This is a genomic window from Streptomyces sp. NPDC050610, from assembly GCF_040654875.1.
Classification (GTDB): domain Bacteria; phylum Actinomycetota; class Actinomycetes; order Streptomycetales; family Streptomycetaceae; genus Streptomyces.
This window is the reverse complement of the sequence record NZ_JBFAIV010000025.1, coordinates 92,415-115,067: the sequence shown is the minus strand read 5'-3', so window position 1 is coordinate 115,067 and position 22,653 is coordinate 92,415. Positions and strand designations below refer to the sequence as shown.

General features: G+C 70.2%; 22 protein-coding genes and 2 pseudogenes. 17 read left to right on the top strand and 7 right to left on the bottom strand.

Features of this window, described 5'->3' with window-relative positions; genetic code table 11:
* Positions 1-109: 109 nt before the first annotated feature.
* The gene (locus AB0I22_RS27665) at positions 110-244 is read right to left on the bottom strand and encodes an ATP-binding protein (RefSeq protein WP_363133631.1); all 135 of its coding nucleotides are present in this window, start codon (positions 242-244) and stop codon (positions 110-112) included.
* 314 nt (positions 245-558) lie between these two features.
* Between AB0I22_RS27665 and AB0I22_RS27660 the strand changes: the two genes are divergently transcribed.
* The 4 genes from AB0I22_RS27660 (at position 559) to AB0I22_RS27645 (ending at position 4,910) form a co-directional block, all read left to right on the top strand.
* Complete coding sequence (locus AB0I22_RS27660; RefSeq protein WP_363133630.1) at positions 559-1,365, top strand: DUF6042 family protein; 807 nt, start codon at positions 559-561, stop codon at positions 1,363-1,365.
* The gene (locus tag AB0I22_RS27655; protein WP_363133629.1) at positions 1,358-1,921 is read left to right on the top strand and encodes an AAA family ATPase; all 564 of its coding nucleotides are present in this window, start codon (positions 1,358-1,360) and stop codon (positions 1,919-1,921) included. Before AB0I22_RS27660 ends, AB0I22_RS27655 begins: the two co-directional genes overlap by 8 nt.
* A gap of 317 nt (positions 1,922-2,238) precedes the next feature.
* Complete coding sequence (locus AB0I22_RS27650; RefSeq protein WP_363133627.1) at positions 2,239-4,536, top strand: NACHT domain-containing protein; 2,298 nt, start codon at positions 2,239-2,241, stop codon at positions 4,534-4,536.
* Between the two features lie 32 nt (positions 4,537-4,568).
* Complete coding sequence (locus AB0I22_RS27645; RefSeq protein WP_363133626.1) at positions 4,569-4,910, top strand: hypothetical protein; 342 nt, start codon at positions 4,569-4,571, stop codon at positions 4,908-4,910.
* Between the two features lie 80 nt (positions 4,911-4,990).
* Here the strand turns inward: AB0I22_RS27645 and AB0I22_RS27640 are convergent, their stop codons facing one another.
* Positions 4,991-6,238: an MFS transporter gene (locus AB0I22_RS27640; protein WP_363133625.1), complete on the bottom strand. Its 1,248-nt coding sequence runs from the start codon at positions 6,236-6,238 to the stop codon at positions 4,991-4,993.
* Positions 6,239-6,407: 169 nt separating this feature from the next.
* On the opposite strand from AB0I22_RS27640, the pseudogene AB0I22_RS27635 reads away from it, so the two are divergent.
* Positions 6,408-6,599, top strand: a pseudogene (locus AB0I22_RS27635) (transposase); the annotation flags it as partial.
* Positions 6,600-6,641: 42 nt separating this feature from the next.
* Here AB0I22_RS27635 and AB0I22_RS27630 read toward each other — a convergent pair.
* A complete protein-coding gene (locus AB0I22_RS27630) occupies positions 6,642-7,628 on the bottom strand; it encodes a helix-turn-helix domain-containing protein (protein WP_363133624.1) in 987 nt (328 codons plus the stop codon).
* Between the two features lie 108 nt (positions 7,629-7,736).
* Between AB0I22_RS27630 and AB0I22_RS27625 the strand changes: the two genes are divergently transcribed.
* The 3 genes and pseudogenes from AB0I22_RS27625 to AB0I22_RS27615 all read left to right on the top strand — a co-directional run bounded on the left by AB0I22_RS27625 (position 7,737) and on the right by AB0I22_RS27615 (position 10,807).
* Positions 7,737-8,675, top strand: a complete 939-nt coding sequence (locus tag AB0I22_RS27625) for an alpha/beta hydrolase (RefSeq protein WP_363133623.1) — start codon at positions 7,737-7,739, stop codon at positions 8,673-8,675.
* A 186-nt stretch (positions 8,676-8,861) separates the two neighbouring features.
* Positions 8,862-9,796, top strand: a pseudogene (locus AB0I22_RS27620) (IS5 family transposase).
* A 30-nt stretch (positions 9,797-9,826) separates the two neighbouring features.
* Positions 9,827-10,807, top strand: a complete 981-nt coding sequence (locus tag AB0I22_RS27615) for a transposase (protein WP_363133622.1) — start codon at positions 9,827-9,829, stop codon at positions 10,805-10,807.
* 280 nt (positions 10,808-11,087) lie between these two features.
* On the opposite strand, the gene AB0I22_RS27610 is transcribed toward AB0I22_RS27615, so the two are convergent.
* The gene (locus AB0I22_RS27610; RefSeq protein ID WP_363133621.1) at positions 11,088-11,756 is read right to left on the bottom strand and encodes a class I SAM-dependent methyltransferase; all 669 of its coding nucleotides are present in this window, start codon (positions 11,754-11,756) and stop codon (positions 11,088-11,090) included.
* A gap of 1,715 nt (positions 11,757-13,471) precedes the next feature.
* On the opposite strand from AB0I22_RS27610, the gene AB0I22_RS27605 reads away from it, so the two are divergent.
* From AB0I22_RS27605 to AB0I22_RS27570, 8 genes are all read left to right on the top strand, one after another.
* A complete protein-coding gene (locus AB0I22_RS27605) occupies positions 13,472-13,717 on the top strand; it encodes a helix-turn-helix domain-containing protein (protein ID WP_363133620.1) in 246 nt (81 codons plus the stop codon).
* A 295-nt stretch (positions 13,718-14,012) separates the two neighbouring features.
* Positions 14,013-14,612, top strand: a complete 600-nt coding sequence (locus AB0I22_RS27600) for a hypothetical protein (RefSeq protein ID WP_363133619.1) — start codon at positions 14,013-14,015, stop codon at positions 14,610-14,612.
* Positions 14,613-14,716: 104 nt separating this feature from the next.
* Positions 14,717-15,076, top strand: coding sequence for a hypothetical protein (locus AB0I22_RS27595; protein ID WP_363133618.1), 360 nt, complete (start codon positions 14,717-14,719; stop codon positions 15,074-15,076).
* Positions 15,077-15,154: 78 nt separating this feature from the next.
* Positions 15,155-15,979 (top strand): HipA family kinase, encoded by an 825-nt coding sequence (locus AB0I22_RS27590; protein ID WP_363133617.1) that lies wholly within the window; start codon positions 15,155-15,157, stop codon positions 15,977-15,979.
* On the top strand, positions 15,976-16,371 hold the full coding sequence (locus AB0I22_RS27585) for a DUF3037 domain-containing protein (RefSeq protein WP_363133616.1): 396 nt from the start codon (positions 15,976-15,978) through the stop codon (positions 16,369-16,371). Before AB0I22_RS27590 ends, AB0I22_RS27585 begins: the two co-directional genes overlap by 4 nt.
* A 124-nt stretch (positions 16,372-16,495) precedes the next feature.
* Positions 16,496-17,257 carry a 3-oxoacyl-ACP reductase FabG gene (gene fabG, locus AB0I22_RS27580; protein WP_363133615.1) on the top strand — a complete coding sequence of 254 codons (762 nt, stop codon included), beginning with the start codon at positions 16,496-16,498 and terminating at the stop codon, positions 17,255-17,257.
* A 46-nt stretch (positions 17,258-17,303) separates the two neighbouring features.
* A complete protein-coding gene (locus tag AB0I22_RS27575) occupies positions 17,304-18,089 on the top strand; it encodes an SDR family oxidoreductase (RefSeq protein WP_363133614.1) in 786 nt (261 codons plus the stop codon).
* A 133-nt stretch (positions 18,090-18,222) separates the two neighbouring features.
* Entirely contained in the window at positions 18,223-18,894 is a 672-nt protein-coding gene (locus AB0I22_RS27570; RefSeq protein WP_363133651.1) for a uracil-DNA glycosylase, read from the top strand.
* 23 nt (positions 18,895-18,917) lie between these two features.
* Here AB0I22_RS27570 and AB0I22_RS27565 read toward each other — a convergent pair whose 3' ends face one another.
* Positions 18,918-19,325 carry a DUF3224 domain-containing protein gene (locus tag AB0I22_RS27565; RefSeq protein ID WP_363133613.1) on the bottom strand — a complete coding sequence of 136 codons (408 nt, stop codon included), beginning with the start codon at positions 19,323-19,325 and terminating at the stop codon, positions 18,918-18,920.
* A gap of 113 nt (positions 19,326-19,438) precedes the next feature.
* On the opposite strand from AB0I22_RS27565, the gene AB0I22_RS27560 reads away from it, so the two are divergent.
* Positions 19,439-20,410, top strand: coding sequence for a WYL domain-containing protein (locus tag AB0I22_RS27560; protein WP_363133612.1), 972 nt, complete (start codon positions 19,439-19,441; stop codon positions 20,408-20,410).
* An 88-nt stretch (positions 20,411-20,498) separates the two neighbouring features.
* Here AB0I22_RS27560 and AB0I22_RS27555 read toward each other — a convergent pair whose 3' ends face one another.
* Together AB0I22_RS27555 and AB0I22_RS27550 are read right to left on the bottom strand one after the other, a co-directional pair.
* Positions 20,499-21,902 (bottom strand): pyridoxal-dependent decarboxylase, encoded by a 1,404-nt coding sequence (locus AB0I22_RS27555; protein WP_363133611.1) that lies wholly within the window; start codon positions 21,900-21,902, stop codon positions 20,499-20,501.
* Positions 21,903-22,021: 119 nt separating this feature from the next.
* Positions 22,022-22,534, bottom strand: coding sequence for a DinB family protein (locus AB0I22_RS27550; RefSeq protein ID WP_363133610.1), 513 nt, complete (start codon positions 22,532-22,534; stop codon positions 22,022-22,024).
* Positions 22,535-22,653 lie beyond the last annotated feature (119 nt).

Below are 22,653 nucleotides of genomic sequence, written 5' to 3'. Positions count from 1 at the left end.
TGCTGCGGGTGATCCGCCACCGTGAGTTTCCGACGCGGGCCGTAAAACCGACACGGCTGCACAGCGTGACAGCACGCATCAAGGTCATGCCCTCGACGCCTGGCGTCCACTACAGGGCTTCCAGCAGCGTGCTCTTGCCCGACTCGGTCTCTCCCGCCAGCGCGGTGAGCGGAGCATCGAACCGCCGCTCCAACACCACCCCGTCGATTTCGAACACCGCGCACTCGATGTTGAACAGGATCACCTGTCGCCTCCCGCAGGCTTGACCATGCACCCAGCACGGCGCTTGTAGCGGGTAACGAGACACGGCCCTCTGGATGACGTACGACTCACGCCGCTGCCCCGGCTGCATCAGGCTGTTTTGGGGCGTTCCTCGACCTCGTGGGAGACCACCGGTTTGGCGCAGTGCGGCTGGCGAGGCCCGGCGAGCGGGCCTGCCGGAGAGCGTGAAGTGCTGGGACCGCAACCCGTTGCGCGACTCCTGCCGGAGTAGGAACACCCCCCGCTTCACCATGCGTACGCTGCAAGCGTTGGCTGTCCTTCGAAGAAGAGCTGCAAATGACTGAGAACCCGTCTGTGCCCGGTCCGCGCCGGGACATGGCGATGCACCACGACTGGTGGATGTCGGGCTGGGAGCACGTCCTGCCCCGCCAGGGCTTCCCGCTGACCCTGCTGATCGGGACCGCGAGTCAGCCCGATTTCACGGGATCTCTGGATGACCTCCTGCAGGAGATCTGCGACGGCCACTGGGACATGATCGGTGGCGACCTCGACGGGGCGCTCACTTTCTCGTGGCCCGATGAGGAGTGGGACTACGAGGAGGCGCCGGAGGGACGCGAAGCGTCCGAGGCGAACCGCTGGGAGCAGTTCGCCACCATGCTCACGGTCGCCGGCTTCCCGGTGCCCACGACCGTGCGGGACCTGTCCGAGCTCTACCTGACGTGGGGCCTGGCGCGCCATACGGAGACGCCGGACGGCACCCTGTGGTCGATGCCCGCCGCTTTGCCGTTGCCCGGTGACCTGCTGCCCCTGGATGCCGGCCTCGCCAAGCGGCTCGACCGGAACCGGTGGACGATGCGCACCGGCCCGCTCGTCGACGGGCTCCTCACCTATCTGGTCGAGGATCTGGGCGAACCGCAGGAGATTCTCACCTCCTTGGACCGTCTGGCGGCCGCCACCGGCCAGGGTGCTGACGATGTCCGCATCGCCCTCGCGGAGTTCGTGGCCTCCGGCGACGCCCAGGTGCGGCGCGGTCAGGAACCGGCCGAGGCGGAACGGCTGGAGGCGCATCGGCGCTTCCGCCTGGTCATGAACTGGGAACACTTCCACGACACCCGGCTCCACCTGAGCATGGGACATGACTGAAACCTCGCCGGGCGTGGTGGGAACCCAAGACACGCGCCTGATCATGCTCCGAGGCAACAGCGCCTCGGGCAAGTCGTCCGTCGCCGCCGGCCTGCGCGAGAACTTCGGCCGCAACCTCGCGATCGTCGCCCAGGACAACCTGCGCCGGACCGTGCTCCGCGAACGCGACCGGCCCGGAGCCGCGAACATCGGCCTGATCGACCTCACCGCCCGCTACGCCCTGGACCACGGCTTCCACGTCGTTGTCGAAGGCATCCTGTACGCCGACCGCTACGGCGCGATGCTTCAGGGCCTGGTGCGCGCCCACCGGGGCATCACACGGTGCTACTACCTCCACGTGCCCTTCGAGGAGACGGTGCTCAGGCACGCGACGAAACCCGACGCCGAGTACCTGGCACACGTCAACGAGGGCCACCTGCGCGACTGGTACCGCAAGAAGGACCTGCTGCCCGACGCCCTGGAGACCGTCATCGACACGGCCAGCACCCTGGACGACACGATCCAGCAGATCTTGCGCGAGAGCGGCCTGGATCATGTGCTCCCGATCGACCGCTGAGCTTGTTCCTCTTTGACTGGTGACACCGCTGATCGCACGGCGGGCGCCCCAACGGCCCGTGGCACGTTCCCGCAGGCTAGTGCCGTGGGCCAGGCCCCCGCTCGGCGAGAACGGCGGCATTGGCGCCGGACCTCACGGGGGCCTACTACTGTTCCGCCATGTACTTACCCCTGAAATCCAGTTGCTGCAGAACGAGCCCGGTGTGCGGTGCGGTGATTGCCACCGGGAACGGGTGAACTATGGCAAGGGAGGGGATCGGGGGGCGAGGGAATCGGCGTCGGTGGCGGTGGCTGGGTGTCTGCGCTGCGGTGCTGCTGGTGGCCAGCCTCGCCTACGCGGTGCGCCAGGTTTGGGACGCCGGGAAACTGGGCCCCGCCGACACGGCCGCGTTGCTCGGGTTGCCGATCGCGGTCGCCTCGCTGCTGGCCGGAGTTCTGGCGCTGCGCCGGACCCCGGCGGGCGACCTGGCGAACCGCTCACGAGACTGGGCGGCGACCCTGGCGGCACAGGTCAAGGAGTCTGAGCAGCAGCAGTGGGGACTGCTCCTCGGGAACGACACGCAGCGCATCAATCTCACCTTCACCGTCCGGGCAGCGCGGGCCCGTACCGCGACGGTGCCCGCGGACGCGGGGCGCCTGTTCGAGGGCACTCCGACCGTTCCGGACGTGGCGGCCTACTACCGGCAGACCCGTCCGCGCCGCCTGGTCGTCACCGGCGCCCCGGGTGCGGGCAAGACCGTCCTGGCCCTGGAGTTGATGCTGGCCCTGCTCGAAGAGCGCGGCGAGGACGATCCGGTGCCGGTGCGGGTGCCCCTGGCCGAGTGGGACACCCGCGCCCCCTTGCGTGAACTGCTCGTCGGCCGGCTCGTCGACGTGTACGACTGGCCCACGGCGATGGCCGACGCACTCGTCCGCTACCACCGGGTGCTCCCCGTGCTCGACGGCCTCGACGAGATGGACCCCACCCAGCCGGACGCCACTCCCTCCCCCGACGCCCCACGCGCCCTGGCCGCGCTAGAAGCCCTCAACGCCTACCAGGAAGGCCGCGACGCCGGGCCCCTCGTACTGACCTGCCGCACCGCCCACTACGACGCCCTGGCCCCGCGCACCCGGCTGCTGGACGCCGCGCGTGTCGACATCGACGCCGTCCCCGCCCTGGACGCGCACGCCTACCTGCTGAGCCGATCCGCCACCCCCGCACGCTGGGAACCCGTCCTGACGGCCCTGCACGACGCCCCGGCCGGCCCGCTGGCGACCACGCTGTCGACACCGTGGCGGCTGTGCCTGGCCGCCACCGTGTACGCCCGCGACGGTGACCCCGCCGAACTCCTGCGGCACACCACCCCCGAGGAACTCGACGAGCATCTGCTGGCCCGGTTCATCCCCGCCGCCAGCACCCTGTACCCCCATCGCCGCTACGACGCCGCCCTCGTCCACCGATGGCTCTCTCGTCTCGCGACCCACCTCGACGCCCCGCCGGGCCCGGCCGAGCCCCCCGATGCCCGCCCGGGCACCGACCTGATTCTCCATGAACTCTGGCCGCTGGCCGGACGGCGCCGCGTGCGCGTGGCCGACGGCCTGCTCACCACCACAGCGGCGCTCCTGCCGTGGATCTCCCCGCTGCTCCTGCTCCTGCTGCTGTTCAGCTCCATCGATCCGTCTCCCGCCGATGTCTCTGAATCCCCCTTCCTCTGGCTTCCTCTGACCTACCTGCTGCTCGTCATTTACACGGTTCTGGTGGTCGCCTTGGTGTTCGGCGTCTTCGCGGGTCTGGCAGCGGCACGTGCCCGGCAGCCCGTACCGAGACACCTCGAGTGGAGATTGCTGAGGACCCGCAGTGGCCTACGCCTGTTCTGGGCCGGGCTGGGACGGAGGCTGCTGATGGGGCTCCTGTGGGGGATCGGCAGCGGACTCGCCTTGAACGTTGTGGCTTTGGCGTCAGTGGGAGGCCCCCTCGACTCGGTCGTGACACTGGAGCCAGGCATTCTCGGCGTGGAAAAAGTCCCGGGCCCGCTGGTCCAACCGCTGATCGGCCTCGTACTCGGGTGTGTGGGCGGGATCGTGAGCGGCATCCTCGTCGGTCTCGTGGACGGAGCGTCCGGTGAACCCGCCGCGACGGCCTCACCCCGCACCGTCATGCGGAGGGTCCTCCCGCACGCCGTCGTGGCCGGGGTCGCGAGCGGCTTCTCGGCCGCACTCATCGGGGCTCTCGTCATGGGCATCACTGGCATAGGGAACAAGGGCATTGCCAAGCCCAGCCATTACGCGCGCGATGTTCTCCCCAGTTGGTGGCAAGACGACGTCGGCTCCTCTGGGATGATCGACAAGGTTGCGCTCGCTCAGGCCCCCTTCAGCCTGGCTCCCTTCAGCGGTGCGGCTATTGGACTGGCCGTCGGACTCGCCGTCACGCTGATCAGGGCCGCCCCCCTTCGCCGTTATGCGGCCTTTCTGATCTGCACCCGGGGGAAGCTGCCGTGGCGCCTGGGCGCGTTCCTCGACTGGTGCTGTGCCGCCGGGCTGATGCGCCAGTCAGGCACCGCCTACCAGTTCCGCCATCGCGAACTCCAGCAGTGGCTAACCGATCACCCGAACCACCGTGCCCCTCACGGAAGTTGATCTGAAGGAGGGGCCGTCGCGCAGCCGCCGCCGTGTCTGCCCTGCGCCCTGGTGGCCCCCGGCAGTGTCCGCATCTGCGGCGTCGCTGCGTCGCGCTGTGGGCGAAGAAGTACGCGGTCTGGGGAGTGCTCGGCGCGGCGTACGCCGCGCGCAGCCCGCGCGGCCCCCGGCCGACCGATCAACTCGTGCTGGACACCGAGGCCCCCGTCGCATACGGGAACCCGGCGGTGCGGTACGTACTGGCCAGTCAGCTTTTTCGGGAGTTGCGACGCGTCATGGTCGTGGACCTGGACGCCGAGCTGAGGGCCGTCGGAGTGCACTGCAGCCCTGAGAAGCCGGCCAGGGCGGGGAGACCAGCTCGGCGCACGACTTGACGCGAAGCCCTCGGAGTCCGGCCCGCTGGTTCTATCGAGCGGTTTCGGGAGGTGGCCCCGAAGTCCTGCGGCGGGCCCGGTCATGTCCGATGGTCCGCGGCGCGGTGTGCGACACCATCCGGTGCGGGAGCGTCGGCCGTGCGTTCGCCGACCCACCAGCCTGTCACCGCCAGCGTGCAGAGCAGGGTTCCGGCGCCCGCGAACGTTTTGGCGGGGGCCGTGTCCACCGCGAGCGGCAGGATCAGCATCCCGGCGGTGCCCGCCGTACGGATCGCGGTCTGGTCGACCGTCAGCAACCGCAGCCGCTCCGGGCCGGGGAAGCGGGACAGCCGGGTGCGCAGCGCCACCGCGCTGACGGGGATCACCAGCCCGGAGGCGGCATTGAGAGCCAGGACGGCGGGCAGGGAGGACGCCAAGCTGAGGGCGGCGAGTGTTATGCCGGCCGCGGCCCAGGCCGCGCAGTACGTGCCCAGCCACGGCCAGTGCTCCGGCAGACGGCCGACCAGAAAATTCCCGGCCAGCGCGCCGGCCGCCGTCGCGCCGAGTGCCAGGCCGTAGCCGGCTGCTGTCTGCCCCATCCGGGAGGCGAGCAGCGCGGGCAGCCCCACGGCGGAGACCGCCGCGACGAACATCCCACCCGCGTGCACTGCGATGGCGATGCCTACCTGCGGGTGGGCCCGCAGTACGGGACGGGCCCGTACGGCCTCTCGCCGCCCGGCCGAGCCGGCAGCACCTGGCACAGCAGAGGCCACGGCCCGTCGCCCCAACCAGCCCAGCGCCGCCGCCGACACGGCGAACGTGGCGCCGTCCAGGGCGAACAGCTCGATGTCGGAGACGACCAGCAGCAGCACACCGACGCTGCCGGGGCCGGCCACCGCGGCGAGCCGCGTCGTCAGGTCGAACAGAGCACTGACCTGCTGGACGTCCTTGGGTTCGACGAGCTCGGGGACCAGCGCGGTGAGGCTGGGGTCGAAGAGGGCGCCGAGGGTGCCGAGCAGCAGTACCTGGACGAGCAGCACGGCGAAGCCGGTTCGGTCCGGCGACCACAGCAGCGGCACCGCCACCGCCACCGCGCCGCGGGCGGCATCGAGGTGGGCCAGGCGCCGCCAGTCGGCGCAGCGCTCCATCAGCCGCCCGGCGCCGCCGAGCGCGATGTAGGGCGCCGACTCGACCACGGCCACCAGGCCCATCAACGAGGCCGAGCCGGTCGCCTCGTACACCACCCACATCACGGCCAGCCCGTACAGCCGGTCCCCGAGCGCCGACAGGGCCATCGACAGCCACAGCACCAGCACCGGCCGACGTCGCAACAGCCGCACGTACCCCATGCACAACCCCCGGCGGATCGCGGAGCCCACCGGCGACAGGCCCCGGGAGCAGGCACGCCACCCTAGAACCGGGCCTCCCTGGCAAACCCCCGAACCCGACCGGTTCCCACCCGATCCGGCGAAACCCCACCGGTGTCGCTGCGGCCGATGACGGCGCGTGCGACACCGGGCACGCCCCCGCCGAGGGTTCAGGGGCCTCCGCCCTCACCTTGCCTGCCCAGCCCAGGCGCCCAAACCCTCACGACCAGGCCCCGGGCGGCCACTTGGTTCGAAGAACAGACGGCCCGCCACCCACTACGACGTGGGGAAAACCGTAAAACGACCAGAGAGCATCAAGGAACGAAACCAACTCGGGCCTTAAATGCCAAGCTGAGGTGACGGCCCGACCAGCCCCGGCCTCCGCTCAGGGCCGGGGCCCGGCGCTCGACCGGAACGCGCGTCGGTAGGCGGAAGGGGTGGTGTCCAGGCTGATCCGCATGTGCTGCCGCAGGTTGGTGCCGGTGCCCAGGCCGCACTCGGCGGCGATGTCGTCCACCGGCAGGTCCGTCGACTCCAGCAGGTAGCGGGCGTGCTTCAGGCGGGCGGAGGTGAACCATTCGGCGGGGGACAGGCCGGTCTCCTGCCGGAACCGCCGGGTGAACGTCCGCACGCTCATGTGGCAGTGGGCCGCGAGGTCCTTGAGGGACAGCCGGTGGTCCAGGTGCTGGGTCATCAGCGCGCGCGCCCCGGCCGTCGACGTCCCCGCGTCCTCCGAGACGGGCTGGTCGATGTACTGGGCCTGCCCGCCCTCCCGCATGGGCGCGACGACGTTGTACCGGGCCGCTTGGTTCGCCACGGAGCTGCCGTGGTCCGCGCGGATCAGATGCAGGCACAGGTCGATGGCCGCCGCGCCGCCCGCGGAGGTCAGGACCCCGCGGTCGTCGACGTACAGCGGGTTGGTGTCGAGCGCGATGGCGGGGAAGAGCCGGGTGAAGTGGGCGGCGTAGCGCCAGTGCGTCGCGGCCCGGCGCCCCTCCAGCAGACCGGCGGCCGCGAGCGCGAACGCCCCGGTGCACAGGGACACCATGCGGGCGTGGTCGCGGGCCGCCCGCAGCGCCTCGGCGATGCGGGGGTCCAGGAACCCCTCGTCGAGCAGGCCCGGGGAGCGGGTGCCCGCGACGATCACGGTGTCGGCGTCCTCCAGCAGGGACAGATCGCCTTCGGGGGTGACGGCGTACCCGTGCGCCGTGGACACCGAGGAGCCGTCCGGGGTGGCCGTTCGCACCCGGTAGGCCGCCTGGTCCGTGACGGACGGGACGGTGGCCAGCATATGGGCCGGGATGCTGAGGTCGAAGGCGACCACGGGCGCGATGGCGAGCACCGTGACCTGGTGAGGGGCCGTGACGGTCATGGCCCGATAGTTTCACATCATGGCTCTCGGGCCACTTCTGTGGCGTCCGTGAACTGGAGAAACTGATGTTGCTTCCTCCGGAACACGCACGAAAGCGAGCAAACCGCCATGTCGTACCCCGCCGTCGACCCCGAGATCCAGAACCTCCTCGACACCGCCGACACCGGCGTCTTCCCCGTCTACGGCCTGGACGAGGTCCTCGCCGACCCCGCCCGGTACGCGGTGCTGCGCGACCTCCCCGACACCCCTGCCGACGACCGCGTCACGACCGAGAACCTGTTCATCCCCGGCCCCGGCGGCCAACTGCGGCTGCGCGTCTACCGCCCCGTCACCGACGAGATCCTCCCGGTCATCCTCTATATCCACGGCGGCGCCTACACCTACGGCTCCCCCGAGGCCGAGGAGGGCCGCTCCCTGCGCTACGCCGCCGAGGCCGAAGCCGTCGTCGTCTCCGTCGACTACCGCCTCGCCCCCGAACACCCCTTCCCCGCCCCCGCCGACGACGCCTACGCCGCCCTCGTCTGGATCGGCGAGCACGCCGCCGACATAGGCGGCGACCCCGAGCGCATCGCCGTCGCCGGCGGCAGCGCCGGCGGGAACCTCGCGACCTCCACCGTGCTGCGCGCCCGCGACCTGGCCGGGCCCGAGGTGATCTTCCAGTCGCTGACCTACCCCGGCGTCGACACCACCGCCACCAGCGACTCGATGCGCACCGCCGGCGACCTGCCCGTCCTCAACCGCCGCGCGATGGAACTGGCCCTGGAGTACTACACCGGCGGCGAGAACCTGGATCCGTACGCCTCCCCGCTGCACGCCGACGACCTCAGCGGCCTGCCGCCCACCTTCATCGCCGTCGCGGAGATCGACCCGCTGCGCGACGAGGGCCGCCAGTACGCCGAACGCCTCAGCGCCTCCGGCGTCACCACCGAATTCATCCAGGTCCCCGGCGCCGTACACGGCTTCGACCTGCTCTTCCCGCAGGCCAGGATCAGCGAACGGAACCTCGCCGACCAGGTCCGCGCCCTCCGCGACGCCCTGCACAAGTGACGGCCCCGGGCACGCCGGATCGCCCACCCCGCCGCAGCGGAGGGGCGACCCGGCGCACCGTCTGGGAGGGCGCGCGAACAGCTCTCCCCACGGTCTCGGGGTCACGCGAGCGCTTCCTTCATCTCGGCTAGGAGCTGTTTCTCGGATCTCCTGACATGTAAGAGGGGTTGGGGTCGGCTTGGTTGTGTGGGCCGAGGGGGTCTGACGAATGCGGAGTGGGAGCGGTTGGAGTCGTTCCTGCCTCGTGGTGGTGCGCGTGGAGGTCGGTGGAGTGATCATCGCCGGGTGGTCAACGGGGTGTTGTATCGGGTGCGGACGGGTGCGCAGCGGCGGGACTTGCCGGAGCGGTTCGGGCCGTGGGAGGCGGTCTGCAAACGGCATCGCCGCTGGTCAGCGGATGGAACATGGGCGATGCTCCTGTCATGGGTTCAGGCCGCCGAGGATGCCGCGGGAAGGATCGACTGGGACGTGTCGGTGGACTCGGCCACGGTGCGGGCGTATCAGCATGCCGCCGGCGCGCGGAAGACGCCACCGGCCACGGTTCCTCAAAAGGGGGCCGGGCGGGGGACGAACCAGGTCGATCCGGTCTCGCGGCAGCTGGCCGTCCGCCTGGAGGAGGCGGTGGTCCGATCGGCGAGTGTCCGGGACGTTCCCGGGGCGGATTCACCGCCAAGGTTCACTTCGCCGCCGACGGATGGTGCCGGCTCCTCGCCTTCGTCCTGACACCCGGGCACTACGGTGACGGCCCCCTGTTCCAGCGCGTTCTGGAACAGGGGGCCGTACCTCGTGCCGGAGTTGGACGCCTCCGCACCCGGCCCGATCATGTCCTGGCCGACGAGGCCTACACCTCCCGCGGCAATCGCCGCTACCTGCGACGACGCGGAATCCGGCCCACCATCCCCGAACGGCTCGACCAGCAACGGCATCGGCAGAACCAAGGCTCGCGAGGCGGTCGGCCCACCGGCTTCGACAGCGAGCGCTACAAGAAACGCAACACCGTCGAACGCGCCATCAACCGCCTCAAGAACTTCCGGGCCGTTGCCACCCGCTACGACAAACGCACCTACATCTACAGCGGCACCGTCACCCTCGCAGCCCTCGCGATCTGGCTCCGCACATGATCCGAGAAACAGCTCCTACCGGACGGACGCGTGTACTACCCGCTGCACGCGCAGCCGTACACGCCCGCCCACCACTTCGCACGTGGTCGAGCCGACCCCGGCTTCCGCACCAGACCACAGATCTCAGCAGCCCTCGCCGGCCAAGGCAAACAGGCGGGCTTCGCCTGCCGGGCTGTGGTCGCCGACTGCGCATACTCGGTCAGCGATGACTGGTATCTGGCGCTGCGCGAGGCCGGACTTCCCTATGTGGTGGCGCTCAAGCCGCACCGGGGCACCTGGGCCCACGCCGACGAGCCGCACACCCCGATCGACGCCGCCCGCGCTCTGACCGGGACCGACCCCGACCATCCAGGCGACTGGACGCCGGTCGAACGGCGCTTTCGCGACGGGCACACTGAGACCTGGTGGGCCGCCGACGCGCGCCTGGGCGGCTACGGCCCCGACAGCCCGTGCCGCCTGGTCGTGGCCACCACCGACCCGGGCCTCCTGCCGGGGAAGGCCACCTGGTACCTGGCCACCAACCTGCCCCATCCCGACGCCCCGCACGCCACCACCAGTACGCACCCGCCGGCCGACCTCGCCGAGGTCGTCCGGGTCTACGGGCTGCGGCCGTGGATCGAGCAGAGCTACAAGCAGATCAAGGACGAGCTCGGCTGGGCCGACTTCCAGGTCCGCTCGGCGAGGGGGCCATCCACCGGCACCAGACCCTGGTCAACTGTGCCTTCTCCTTCTGCTGGGACCAGTGGTTCGCCCCGCTCGGACCGCTGGACGTCACCGCGCCCGAGCCCCGCCCCGACGAAGGCGCAGAGAGGGGGCTCCACCACGCCCCACCAGCCCCAACCGCCCTGCTGGCCCAGGGCCTTACGAGCAGTCCGCGCCTGGCTCACCCCTGCGACCACCATGACCCGCTGGTGGCGGGCCTGGACCGACAAAGACCCGCCGTCCGAGCTTCAAGCCCTCCTCGACGCGGTCACCACCGGCAGACCCCTTGATCTCTACCACCGCGTTTAACGGACTACCGGTAGGGACGTGGCATGCAATGAGAGGCTTGGTGGATTGTGAAAGGGGTTACTGTCATATTCGCTATCTTCACTGCTCTGTTCGTGAGGTCGTTCGTGAGAGAGATCTACTCTCCGAAACGGAGTAGAGGTCGACGCGGAGCCGACTGCACACCTCCAGCGAGCCGTTCGCCAATGCGTCACTCCCTCCGACCTGTCATAGACGGTCCAGGAACAGGCATTCCCTTGGCCTGGCCGCTGAACTCTCACGCGCGCCCGCGGCCCGTCGCCCACTATTCGGGGGCGCGGGCGCGTACCAAGAGTGTGCCGACGTCCTGCGGGTCGGGTGCGGGGAGGATCTGGGCGTCGGTGTCGGTGAGGCCGTGGCGCTTGAGGAGGTCGGCCCACCATTCGGGCGAGTAGGCCCAGCGCACGACGACGAGTTTGCGGCCGGCGAGGCCGTTGCCGTACATCGGCTCGGGTCCGTAGTGCCCCTGGATCGGCTCGGCCTGGGAGAAGGCGAAGACGCCGCCGGGGTTCAGGCGTCGGGCGATCAGGGGGACGAGCTGGTCGGGGTCGGTGAACCAGCAGGCGCCCCAGATCGAGTAGATCGCGTCGTAGGACGCCGGGGCGGCGGCCAGATGCGCGCATGCCTCGGCTTCCACGAACGTCAGTCCGGGGGTGTCGTGCCACCATCGGCGGGCGCGGGCGATCTGCGTGGCGGAGAAGTCGAGGGCGGTCACTTCGGTGCCGCGGTGGGCGAGGTAGGCGGCCTCCTTGCCCTCGGCGGAGCCCAGCTCCAGCGCGGTGCTCGGGGTGCCCAGGAGTTCCGCGCCGGGGCCGTGGCCGTCGTACTGGGTCCACCCGAAGACGTCGGCGGCCGGGCGCGGCTGCTCGCCGTCTCCCCGGTGCGGGCGGTAGGTATCCCAGTACTCGGAGAGAGTGGTGGCGGCGCGGGGCATGACACTCCTCGGGGCGGGTGCGCCACACCGTACCCGCACGCCCCTCGCTGATACCGGCAGTTGACATCGCTTCACCCCGTGGGGGCCTGTGGCGTGTCGGGGCCCGGCAGCGGGGAGGTGCTGCCGGGCTCGGTGCGGGGCGGTCAGTGGCAGTTCGCGCCGGGGCGGCACGGGCTGCAGGCGGCGTAGTCCCGCTCCCACAGCTTCCAGTCCACCGCGAAGCCGTGGCGGCGATGACCTGGGCGGTGCGCTCCACGGAGCCGTCGTACTTGAAGGCGATCTCGGGGATGTGTTCCAGGAACCGGCCGTCGAAGTGCTCCGCGCACCACTCGCGGGTCTGCTCCGCACACGCGGAGGTGTTCCCCAGGATGGGTTCGTCCTGCGCGTCGTCTCGGAGTCTGCTCCTCACACGCGGAGATGTTGCGACCGCTGAGGTGGCCATGGGCGTGATGGAGGTGTCTGCTCGGGCGAGCACAAAGCTGTTCTATGAAGGAGCCAGCGTAGGAATTCCTACGCTGTTCTTCGGTCTGCAAGTATGGAGATTTTCCGGCAGCGTGCGCTTGGCGCTGCGCTTGCGCACGGAGACTTCCTTCGTAGTACCTGCGTGCGTAGGCGCATAGGTGCATCATGTAGCCAAGCCGCCATTTCTGATTCTGTGCCGATGGCGCGGGAAATTTGCAGAGCGTCGCCGATGCTGGCGAGCTGTCGATGTTGGTTCCGCTCAGCGGTCGCGCAGCTAAAGGAGAAGCGGATCGCGGTCGGTATTGCGGGGCCATTACAGCCGCCAACCCCGTGTGCTGGGAGTAGATTCGCTCACGGCAGAGAGGCAATAGCCTCGAAGGGCTGGAACCTGCTGCGGAGTCCATGTCAACGGACAACGTCCCCGAAAAACTTGACCATCGAGGGACACGAGGTGCGGGCCTTAAGTTGAGCTCCAGCCGACTGGGTGCCGCCATAGTCGAGATGGCCCTTCGATGCCGCTGGCTTTTACGAAGCCCTGACCTGAGGAGCACTCCTGTCCAAAGCCACCGTACGTTCCCTGCGGTTCACCGCCCCGGTTCTCTTCATCCTCGGAATCTTGGAAGCGTTGACCGGCTCGCGACGCTGGGATCAATGTGTCCTTGTCACTTCTCTGTGCCTCTGCGTCTGCGCAGCCGGCCTCTTTGTGGAGGACCAGGCGCAGCGCGACTATCGCCGTGATCGCAAGGCTCTCGCGCATGTCGCTGCCCACCCTGGTACCTCCACTCGGCAGGTTATTCGCGCCATCGGTGTCGGCGAGCGAGCGGTGGTCCGTAGCCTTCGCCACCTCACTGATGAAGGCTTCCTTGTTCTGGAATCGGACGGTGCGACACCAGCTCTTCGGTCGTACCGACTGGCGTCGTAGGCCCTCGGCCCTCGGCCCTGGGCCGGGCAGAGGATTCCGCGCGGCATCGCCCCTTATGTAACCGATGGTCCCCGGTTAGCCCAACTGGGGTTCATCCACACCATGGATGTAGTTCGCACCGGCTGCTTGGCGGTGGACCGGAAGCGAACTGTGCTCTTCTGGCCCGTACTCGGCACCTACCAGGCCGCAACGAACGGCATGGTGGCGGCTGAATCGTCATGCGTCTTCCCGGGCTCGGGAACGGCTGGCGACTGTCGTCAGCTGAGAGGGCGGGGAGCCTGTTCCTTTTCTCCAGGCGAGCTCCCTCGCGCACATCTCACAGAAAGCTCTCATGCCCACACAGTACGAACCCGCTTTTGTCGCCGCGTTCCTGACCGTCAAGGATGCCGCTGCGTATCTTGGTTCGTCGCCGCACACGCTCTACGTCTGGCGGCATCGGCGGCAGGGCCCGCCGAGTTTTCGGATGGGGCCGCGCGGCCGTGTCATGTACAGACGTGATTCCCTCGACAGCTGGGTTCACGAACAGGAGCAAGCCGACTCCCGTTCCAATGCGGCTCTCAACCCGTTGAATACTTGAGTGCGGTATCGATTCGGTCACACCCCCACCCCCAGCCCCTGACGCGCAACGTCATAGGGGGCGTCTGCATTGCCGAAAGAGAGAGGTTCTCCTGGCCGGCTACATCGAAGACCGCTGGATCAAGAAGAAAAAGGACCCGATAACGGGTAGAAGAGAGAGAACCGCTCGGTACGGCAAAGGGAAGCGGTACAAGGTCGCCGGTATACCGGGGGTCCGGGATCATTCTTTCGACACCCTTGAGGACGCTAAGGCGTGGTTTCGCCGGTCCGTTACGGACGACGAGCGCGGGGAGTTCGTGGATCCTCGCGACGGATCCCTCACGCTGGCTGACTACATCGCGACGTACTGGGCCCCGGGCGGCGGTGGAGTTCCGAAGACCCGGGACGGCCAGGAGCATCGTGCCCGGCTTCATATTGTCCCGCACCTGGGTGAACTGCCGCTCAGGAAGATTACTGCGGCAGAACTACGCGCGTATATGGCGAAGTTGGCCGACACCGTCTCGTCGGTCGACTACCGGCGCGGCATCCTGTCCGAGCTGTCGAGCATTCTGGAGGCGGCCGTCGATGACAAGCGGCCGGCCAGGAACCCGATGCGCGCGAAGTCCGTACGGTGGCCCACAGCGTCCAAGGAGCGGCGGGACGCATGGCCGTTGGAGACGGGGCTACGGGTTCGGGATGCGATCAGCCCGCGGCACCGGATAGCCGTCGTGGCCGGTCTGGGGTGTGGGCTCCGCCAAGGGGAAGTGTTTGGCTTGAGTCCCCAGGACATCGACTGGGCGAGGGGCGTGCTGCACGTTCGTCGCCAGGTGCAGACGTTCAAGGGGAAGTACTTCGCCTTGCCGAAGGGCACGAAAACGCGCACGGTCGACATGCCCCAGCGGTGGCCGAGGAGCTGAAGCGCCACGGCGAGGTGTTCCCGTCATTGGAGGTGGAGCTTCCATAGGAGGCACCGGGATCGGACCGGCCGACCCGGAAGGTCTCGCTCCTACTCGCCACACGCATGAGCAATGCCGCCTCCGCGAACACGTGGAACACCTATACGTGGAAGCCGGCGCTCGCCGCGGTGGGCAGCATTCCGCCGCTCCCCGAGGGGGCGAAACCGGGGCAGTGGGCCGCGGCACCGAAAGACGGGTTCCACGTGCTGCGGCACACCTATGCCTCGATCAGGCTGGAGGCGGGTGAGTCGGTGGTGACGCTGGCACGGTGGCTCGGGCGCTCTTCGCCCGCTGTCACGCTCGGTTACTATGCTCACTTCGTGCCGGAGGCCGGAAGCAAGGGGTGCGCCCCGATCGACGGACTGCTCGGGAATCAAGGGGGTCGGGATGCCAGTCGAAACTCCCCGGATTCTCCCCAGTGCTGATCTCGGCGATTCTCCGGTGTTCGGACACCTGAAGTCGACCGTCGATTATCGGGCCAGACAGTCATGGAGCCGGGGAAAGTGCTAGAAGAGGTCACTGCCACTCGCTATATCACGCCCTTGCGTGAGGGTGGCTCGCTGCCGGGGCTCGTCGAAGCCGACGACCTGGGTACGTACGTCATGAAGTTCACCGGCGCCGGGCAGGGCCGCAAGACCCTCGTCGCCGAGGTCATCTGCGGGCAGCTCGGCCGCAGGCTCGGGTTGCGGGTGCCGGAGCTGGTGCGGATGCGGCTCGATCCCGTCATCGGGCTGGGCGAGCCCGACGAAGAGGTGCAGGACCTGCTCAAGGCCAGTGGCGGGCTGAACCTCGGGATGGACTATCTGCCCGGGTCGCTCGGCTTCGATCCGCTCGCCTTCGAGGTCGGCGCGGCGGAGGCCGGGCGGGTGGTCTGGTTCGACGCGCTCATCAACAACGTCGACCGGTCCTGGCGCAACCCCAACCTCCTGGTCTGGCACGGCGCGCTGTGGCTGATCGACCACGGGGCCACCATGATCTGGCACCACAACTGGCCCGGCGCCCAGAAGTCGGCCGCCAAGCCGTACGACGCCTCCGACCACGTCCTGGCGCCCTTCGCGCCAGACATCGCCACTGCCGCCGCGGAACTGGCGCCCCTGGTCACCGAGGAACTGCTGACCGAGGTCGCCGCCGATGTGCCCGACGAGTGGCTCGTCGACGAACCGGGCTTCGACGGTCCGGACGCGCTGCGCCGCGCGTATGTCGAGGTGCTGCTGGAGCGGGCCCGTACGGTCACCGACGGGATCACGGTCGGCGCGCCCTCGAAGGACAAGCCCTCGCAGGCCCCCGAATGGCTGGCCGCCCGACTGCACCGGAAGGCCGTGAAGTGAGCGCCGCGAACCATGGCCGCGATGTCTTCGAGTACGCCCTGCTGCGCGTCGTGCCGAGCGTCGAGCGCGGCGAGATGATCAATGCCGGCGTGCTCGTCTACTGCCGGGCGAAGAGCGTCGTGGTCGCCCGTACGCACCTGGACGAGGCGCGGCTGCTCGCGCTGGCCCCCGCCGCGGACGTCGAGGGCGTACGGGTGGCGCTCGGCGCGGTCGAGGGCGTGTGCCTCGGCGGCGAGCGGGCCGGGCAGGCCGCGGGGGACGACGCGGGCCGGCGCTTCCGCTGGCTGATCGCGCCGCGCAGTACGGTCGTGCAGCCCGGTCCGGTGCACACCGGGCTGACCATGGATCCGGAGGCGGAGGCGGAGCGCCTGCTCGACCTGCTGGTGAGGTGAGCGGGGGAGGCGTTGACAGCCGGTGGCCCGGCTTCTAGCGTCAGCTCTGCTGAAGGTACTAAGCGGTTGCTCACCCACAGACGGACCGGGGCGGTGAGCCGCTTCCGAGGTGAGGAGATCCCGCATGTCCACCACTGAGCAGCGCGTAGCCGTCGTGACGGGCGCGGCCCGCGGCATCGGCGCGGCCACCGCCGTGCGGCTGGCCGCCGAGGGCCGCGCAGTCGCCGTGCTCGACCTCGACGAGGCCGCCTGCGCCGGCACCGTGGAGAAGATCACCGCGGCGGGCGGCAAGGCCCTCGCCATCGGCTGCGACGTCTCCGACCCGGCGCGGGTCGAGGCCGCCGTCGCGCGGGTGGCGGCCGAGCTCGGCGCCCCGACGATCCTCGTCAACAACGCGGGCGTGCTCCGCGACAACCTCCTCTTCAAGATGAGCGAAACCGACTGGGACACGGTCATGAACGTGCATCTGCGGGGCGCGTTCCTGATGTCGCGCGCCTGCCAGAAGCACATGGTGGACGCGGGCTTCGGCCGCATCGTCAACCTCTCCAGCTCCTCCGCGCTCGGCAACCGGGGCCAGGTCAACTACGCCGCAGCCAAGGCCGGCCTCCAGGGGTTCACCAAGACCCTCGCCAAGGAGCTCGGCAAGTTCGGCATCACCGCCAACTCGGTCGCCCCCGGCTTCATCGTCACCGACATGACCGCCGCCACCGCCGAGCGCGTCGGCATGGGCTTCGAGGAGTTCCAGGCCGCCGCCGCCACCCAGATCCCCGTCCAGCGGGTGGGCGTGCCCGACGACATCGCCAACGCGATCGCGTTCTTCGCGGGCGACGCGGCCGGGTTCGTATCGGGGCAGGTCATGTACGTGGCCGGCGGCCCGCTCAACTGACCTCGCCCGACTGATCCCGCTCAACCGACGAGGAACGGCACACGACATGAGTGCACAGGAACAGGGGCGCGCCGCGGACGCCGGGGGCCACGACTCCGGGCGGGTCGCCATCATCACGGGCGCGAGCCGGGGCATCGGATACGGCATCGCCGAGGCGCTCGTGGCGCGCGGCGACCGCGTCGTCATCACCGGGCGCGGCGAGGACGCCCTCAAGGAGGCCGTACAGCGGCTCGGCGAGGACCGCGCGATCGGCGTGCCGGGCAAGGCCGCCGACGAGGCGCACCGGGCGACGGTCGTCGAACGCGCCATGGAGACCTTCGGGCGCGTCGACTACCTCGTGAACAACGCGGGCACCAACCCGGTCTTCGGCCCCATCACGGAGCTCGACCTCGGCGTGGCCCGCAAGGTGTACGAGACCAATGTCCTCTCGGCGCTCGGCTTCGCCCAGCAGGCGTGGCAGGCGTGGCAGAAGGAGAACGGCGGCGCGATCGTCAACATCGCCTCCGTCGCCGGCGTCTCCGCCTCCCCGTTCATCGGGGCATACGGCATGAGCAAGGCCGCGATGGTCAACCTCACCCTCCAGCTCGCCCACGAGATGGCGCCGGCGGCACGGGTCAACTCGATCGCTCCGGCCATCGTGAAGACCAAGTTCGCCGCCGCCCTCTACGAGGACCGGGAGGCGGAGGCCGCCGCGGGCTACCCGATGGGGCGGCTCGGCGTCCCCGCGGACATCGGGGGCGCGGCCGCGTTCCTGCTCTCCGACGCGGCGGGCTGGATCACCGGCCAGAACCTCGTCGTCGACGGCGGGCTGTTCCTCAACGCCGGGGTGTAGCCGCGGCCGAAGGAGCCGGAGGGGGGAGCGGCGGGCACCGGTCCGCTGCTCCCACCGCGCGTTGTCAGTGGTCGCCGGTAGGTTCTGTGGTCGACAGCGGATCACCCACCGGAGGTTGTTGAACGTGACCGACATGCTGCCCGAGTCCTGGACGGGCGTCCTCGGCGACGAGCTGGAGAAGCCCTACTTCAAGGACCTGATGGGCTTCGTCGAGGAGGAGCGGGCGAAGGGCCCGGTCCACCCGCCGCGCGAGGAGGTCTTCGCGGCCCTCGACGCGACGCCGTACGACCAGGTGAAGGTGTTGATCCTCGGGCAGGACCCGTACCACGGCGCGGGCCAAGGGCACGGCCTGTGCTTCTCGGTGCGGCCGGGCGTCAAGACCCCGCCGTCGCTGCGGAACATCTACAAGGAGATGCACGCCGAGCTGGGCCACCCCGTCCCCGACAACGGCTACCTGATGCCGTGGGCGAAGCAGGGCGTCCTGCTGCTCAACGCGGTGCTGACGGTCCGCGGCGGCGAGGCCAACTCCCACAAGGGCAAGGGGTGGGAGAAGTTCACCGACGCGGTGATCCGCGCGGTGGCCGACCGACCCGACCCGGCGGTCTTCGTGCTGTGGGGCAACTACGCGCAGAAGAAGCTGCCGCTCATCGACGAGGAGCGGCACGCCGTGGTCAAGGGCGCGCACCCCTCTCCGCTGTCCGCCAAGAAGTTCTTCGGCTCCCACCCCTTCACCCAGATCGACGCTGCGGTCGGGGCCCAGGGCCACCGGCCCATAGACTGGCGGATCCCGGACCTCGCCGCCTGACGGAGCCCGTCGACCGATCCGGCTCAGCCGAGGTCGTAGTCGAGGGTGTAGGCGATCTCCTTCTCGCCGCGCCGGGCGGTGAACGCGCCCTTTCCGGCCAGCCCGGTCAGCGCGCCGCCGGACGCCCCGGCCAGCACCTCGAAGGCGCAGTGCACGGTGCCCTCCTCGTCGAAGTGCCCGCGCTGGGTGAGGACGAAGCTGCCCTCGCGGCCGTCGAGGGCGCCGTCGATCTGCTCGTAGCCGGCGAAGACGCCCGTCGTCCCGCTGGTGTAGACGATCGTGTACTCGCACGAGGTGCCGGCCGCCTCGATCGCGCCCGTGAAGCGGTTGGTCACCCGCGCGTGGGCGAGCCGGGCCGCGCCCTCGACCTGGCCGACCGGGCTCTCGTCCCAGTCGGCGTAGGTGAAGACACCGGTGGCGTGCGTGGTCATGACGGTTCCTTTCCAGCCGCCGCGCGGCCTGTCCGTGCGGCGGTGCGCCCAGCGTGTCCGCCGTACCTGACACCTGCTGTCAGGTACGGGGGAGGGCGGCGGACAATGCCGTCATGCGCGCCGACCGTCTGCTCTCCCTGCTCCTGCTGCTCCAGAACCGCGGCAGGATGACCGCGCCCGAGCTCGCCGCCGAGCTCGACGTCTCGGTCCGCACGGTCTACCGGGACGTCGAGGCGCTCAGTACGTCCGGTGTGCCCGTCTACGCGGACCGGGGGCCGGCCGGCGGCTACCGGCTGCTGGACGGCTACCGCACCCGGCTGACCGGGCTCACCGGCGACGAGGCCGACTCGCTCTTCCTCGCCGGAACGCCGGGCGCGGCGGCCGAGTTGGGCCTCGGCGCGGACCTCGCCACCGCGCAGCTCAAGCTGCGGGCCGCGCTGCCGCACGGGCTCGGAGAACGCTCGCGCCGCATCCAGGAGCGGTTCCACCTGGACGCGCCCGCGTGGTTCCGCGACGCCGATCCGGTGCCGCGGCTCGCGGAGGTCGCCGACGCGGTCTGGCGGCAGCGCGCCCTGCGCGTCCACTACCGGCGCTGGAGCGGCGAGGTGCACCGCGAACTCCAGCCCCTGGGCCTCGTCCTCAAGGGCGGCATCTGGTACCTGGCGGCGCGGACCGAGGACAGCGTCCGTACGTACCGGGTCTCCCGCATCCTCGCCGTCGACGTCCTCGACGCGTCCTTCGAGCGTCCGGCCGGCTTCGACCTGGCCGACTACTGGCAGCGGTCCGCACGACGGCTGGAGGACCTGCGCGTCCAGGGCGAGGCGCTGCTGAGACTGTCGCCACGGGGTCTGCGGCTGCTGCCCGCGCAGTTCGGCGCGGCGGGCGGGGCCGCCGCCGCGGCGGCGGGGGAGCCGGACGACGACGGCTGGGTGCGGGTGACGCTGCCCGTCGAGTCGCTGCCGGTCGCGGTCCACGACGTGCTGCGGCTGGGGGTGGAGGCCGAGGTGCTCGGCCCGCCGGAGCTGCGGGCCGCGCTCGCCGAGGCGGTGGGGGAGCTGGCGCGGCGGTACGGGCAGCCGACGTGACGCTGGGCGCCCCCGTTACGGTCGGCATGACCCGTACACGTACGAGGACGCCGTACGCCCGTACCGTCCAGATCCGTGGAGCGGCTGCTCAGACGGACGGCCCGCCCGGCAGCGTGCTCACGGCGTCCGTGAGGGCCTTGATCGTCAGCTCGGTGTCGTCCGCGGTCGTGCGCCAATTGCTGAACGCCGCCCGCAGCGCGGGCCGCCCGGCGTACACCGTCGGCGTCAGGAAGGCCGTGCCCGCCATCTCCCGGGCGAGGGCGGCGAGACGTTCGGCGGTGGGGTCCTCGGCCAGGGTGAAGCAGACGACGTTGAGACGGACCGGCGCGAGGAGACGCAGAGCGGGGTGGGCTTCCACGGCCTCGCCCATGGTGCGCGCGCAGGCCACGCATTGTTCAACGATCGCGCGATAGCCGTCCCTCCCATACGCGCGCAAGGTGAACCAGGCGGCCAACGCCCGCAGCCGACGGGAGTTCTCCGGGGTGAGGTGCACCGCCTCGGGCACGTCGCCCAGCGGGCCGAGATAGGCCGCGGCGTTCTGAAAGACCCGGGCCTGCAGATCGCGGCGACGGGTGAACTGCACGGCGCTGTCATAGGGCACGTTCAGCCACTTGTGCAGGTCCACGCAGAGGGAGTCGGCCTCGTCGATGCCGTCGACCAGATGCGCGTACGCGGGGGAGAGGGCGGCGAACGCGCCGAAGGCGGCGTCCACATGCAGCCAGAAGCCGTACTTCTCGCGCAGCGCGGCGATGGCACGCACGTCGTCGAAGTCGACGGTGTTGACCGTGCCCGCGTTGGCGACGACGACACAGGGGCCGTCGCTCTCCCGCAGGGCCCGCTCCAGGGCAGCCGGATCGACGGCCTCCCGGCCGGGGAGCGTGGCCACCGGGACCAGCGCCGAGCGGCCCAGGCCGAGCATCGACAAGCCCTTGGCCACGCTGGAGTGCGGGCTGCCCGAGAGCACCCGCACTGAGCCGAGCGCCGCGGCCCCCTCCTCGGCCGGCGAGACGCCGAGCCGCTCACCGAGCCACTCGCGGGCGACGGCCAGGCCCACGGTGTTGGACATGGTGGCGCCGCTGACGAAGTTCCCCTCATGCCCGTCGGACAGGCCGAAGAGATCACGCAGCCAGCCGACTGTCTCCCGCTCCAGACGCTCCCCCGTGGGGTCCAGCGACGACATCGGGTTCTGGTCGACGGTCGAGGTCAGCCAGTCCCCGGCGAGCGCCGCCGGGGTCACGCCGCCGGTGACGAAGCCGAGGTGGCGCGGCCCCGCCCCGGCCGACAGACCCGGCTCCCAGCGCTCCGCGAACCCCCGCAGCGCCGCGCTCAGCCCGTCCCCGCGTGTGGGCAGAGCGGCAGCGGCGGGGGCCGGACCGATGGTGGGTACGACCGGCCGCTCGTCCAGCCCGCCGAGGAAGGCCGCGGCGTACCGGCGCACGTCCTCCAGCAGGTCCGGCAGCCGTTCGAGGTCGGCGGCGAGTTGAGGGTGCACCAAGGCTCCGTTCGTCGGTTCGCGAGGGAGACGCTAATCCGGTGAAGGCCTTGTGGCCCGGTCCAATCTTCAAAAACTGGACTGGTCCGTCATGGGGAAGCAGGACCAGTACGCGCGATTCAGTCGCTGGTGACGCCGTCGATGGACTCACGGATGAGATCGGCGTGACCGTTGTGGCGCGCGTACTCCTCGATCATGTGGGTCATGATCCAGCGAAGGTTGAAGTCGTCGCCGCTGCGGTGGGCGCCACGGTTGAGATCGTCCAACGATCGGGACGCGGCCGCTTCCCGGGCCCGCTCGATCTCGTGCTGCCAGGTGGCGAAGGCATCCGCGAACGTGTCCTGCTCGGTGACGCGGAAGTCCCCGTCCAGGTCGTCGTCGCTGTAGTGGATCGGCGGGGCGTCCTCCCCGGCGAGCACCCGCCGGAACCAGCCGCGCTCGACGTCCGCCATGTGCCGTACGAGCCCCATCAGCGTGAGGTCCGAGGGCGGCACGGACGCCTCGCGCAGTCGCGCGTCGTCGAGCCCGGCGCACTTGGCGGCCAGGGTGGCCCGGTGCTGCTCCAGCCAGCCCTCCAGCATGGCGCGTTCGTCGGCGGTCGTGGACGGCGAGGGGATCTCGGAAATCGTCATGAGCGCCATCTTGACCGCTCGACCGGCGATGGGGCGAGGGAATATCGGCCGAGCCGGCCGTCGAGAACCGAGGCATCAGCCGAGCCATTATCGGGCCCCTCCGCGCAGCCGCGCGCCTA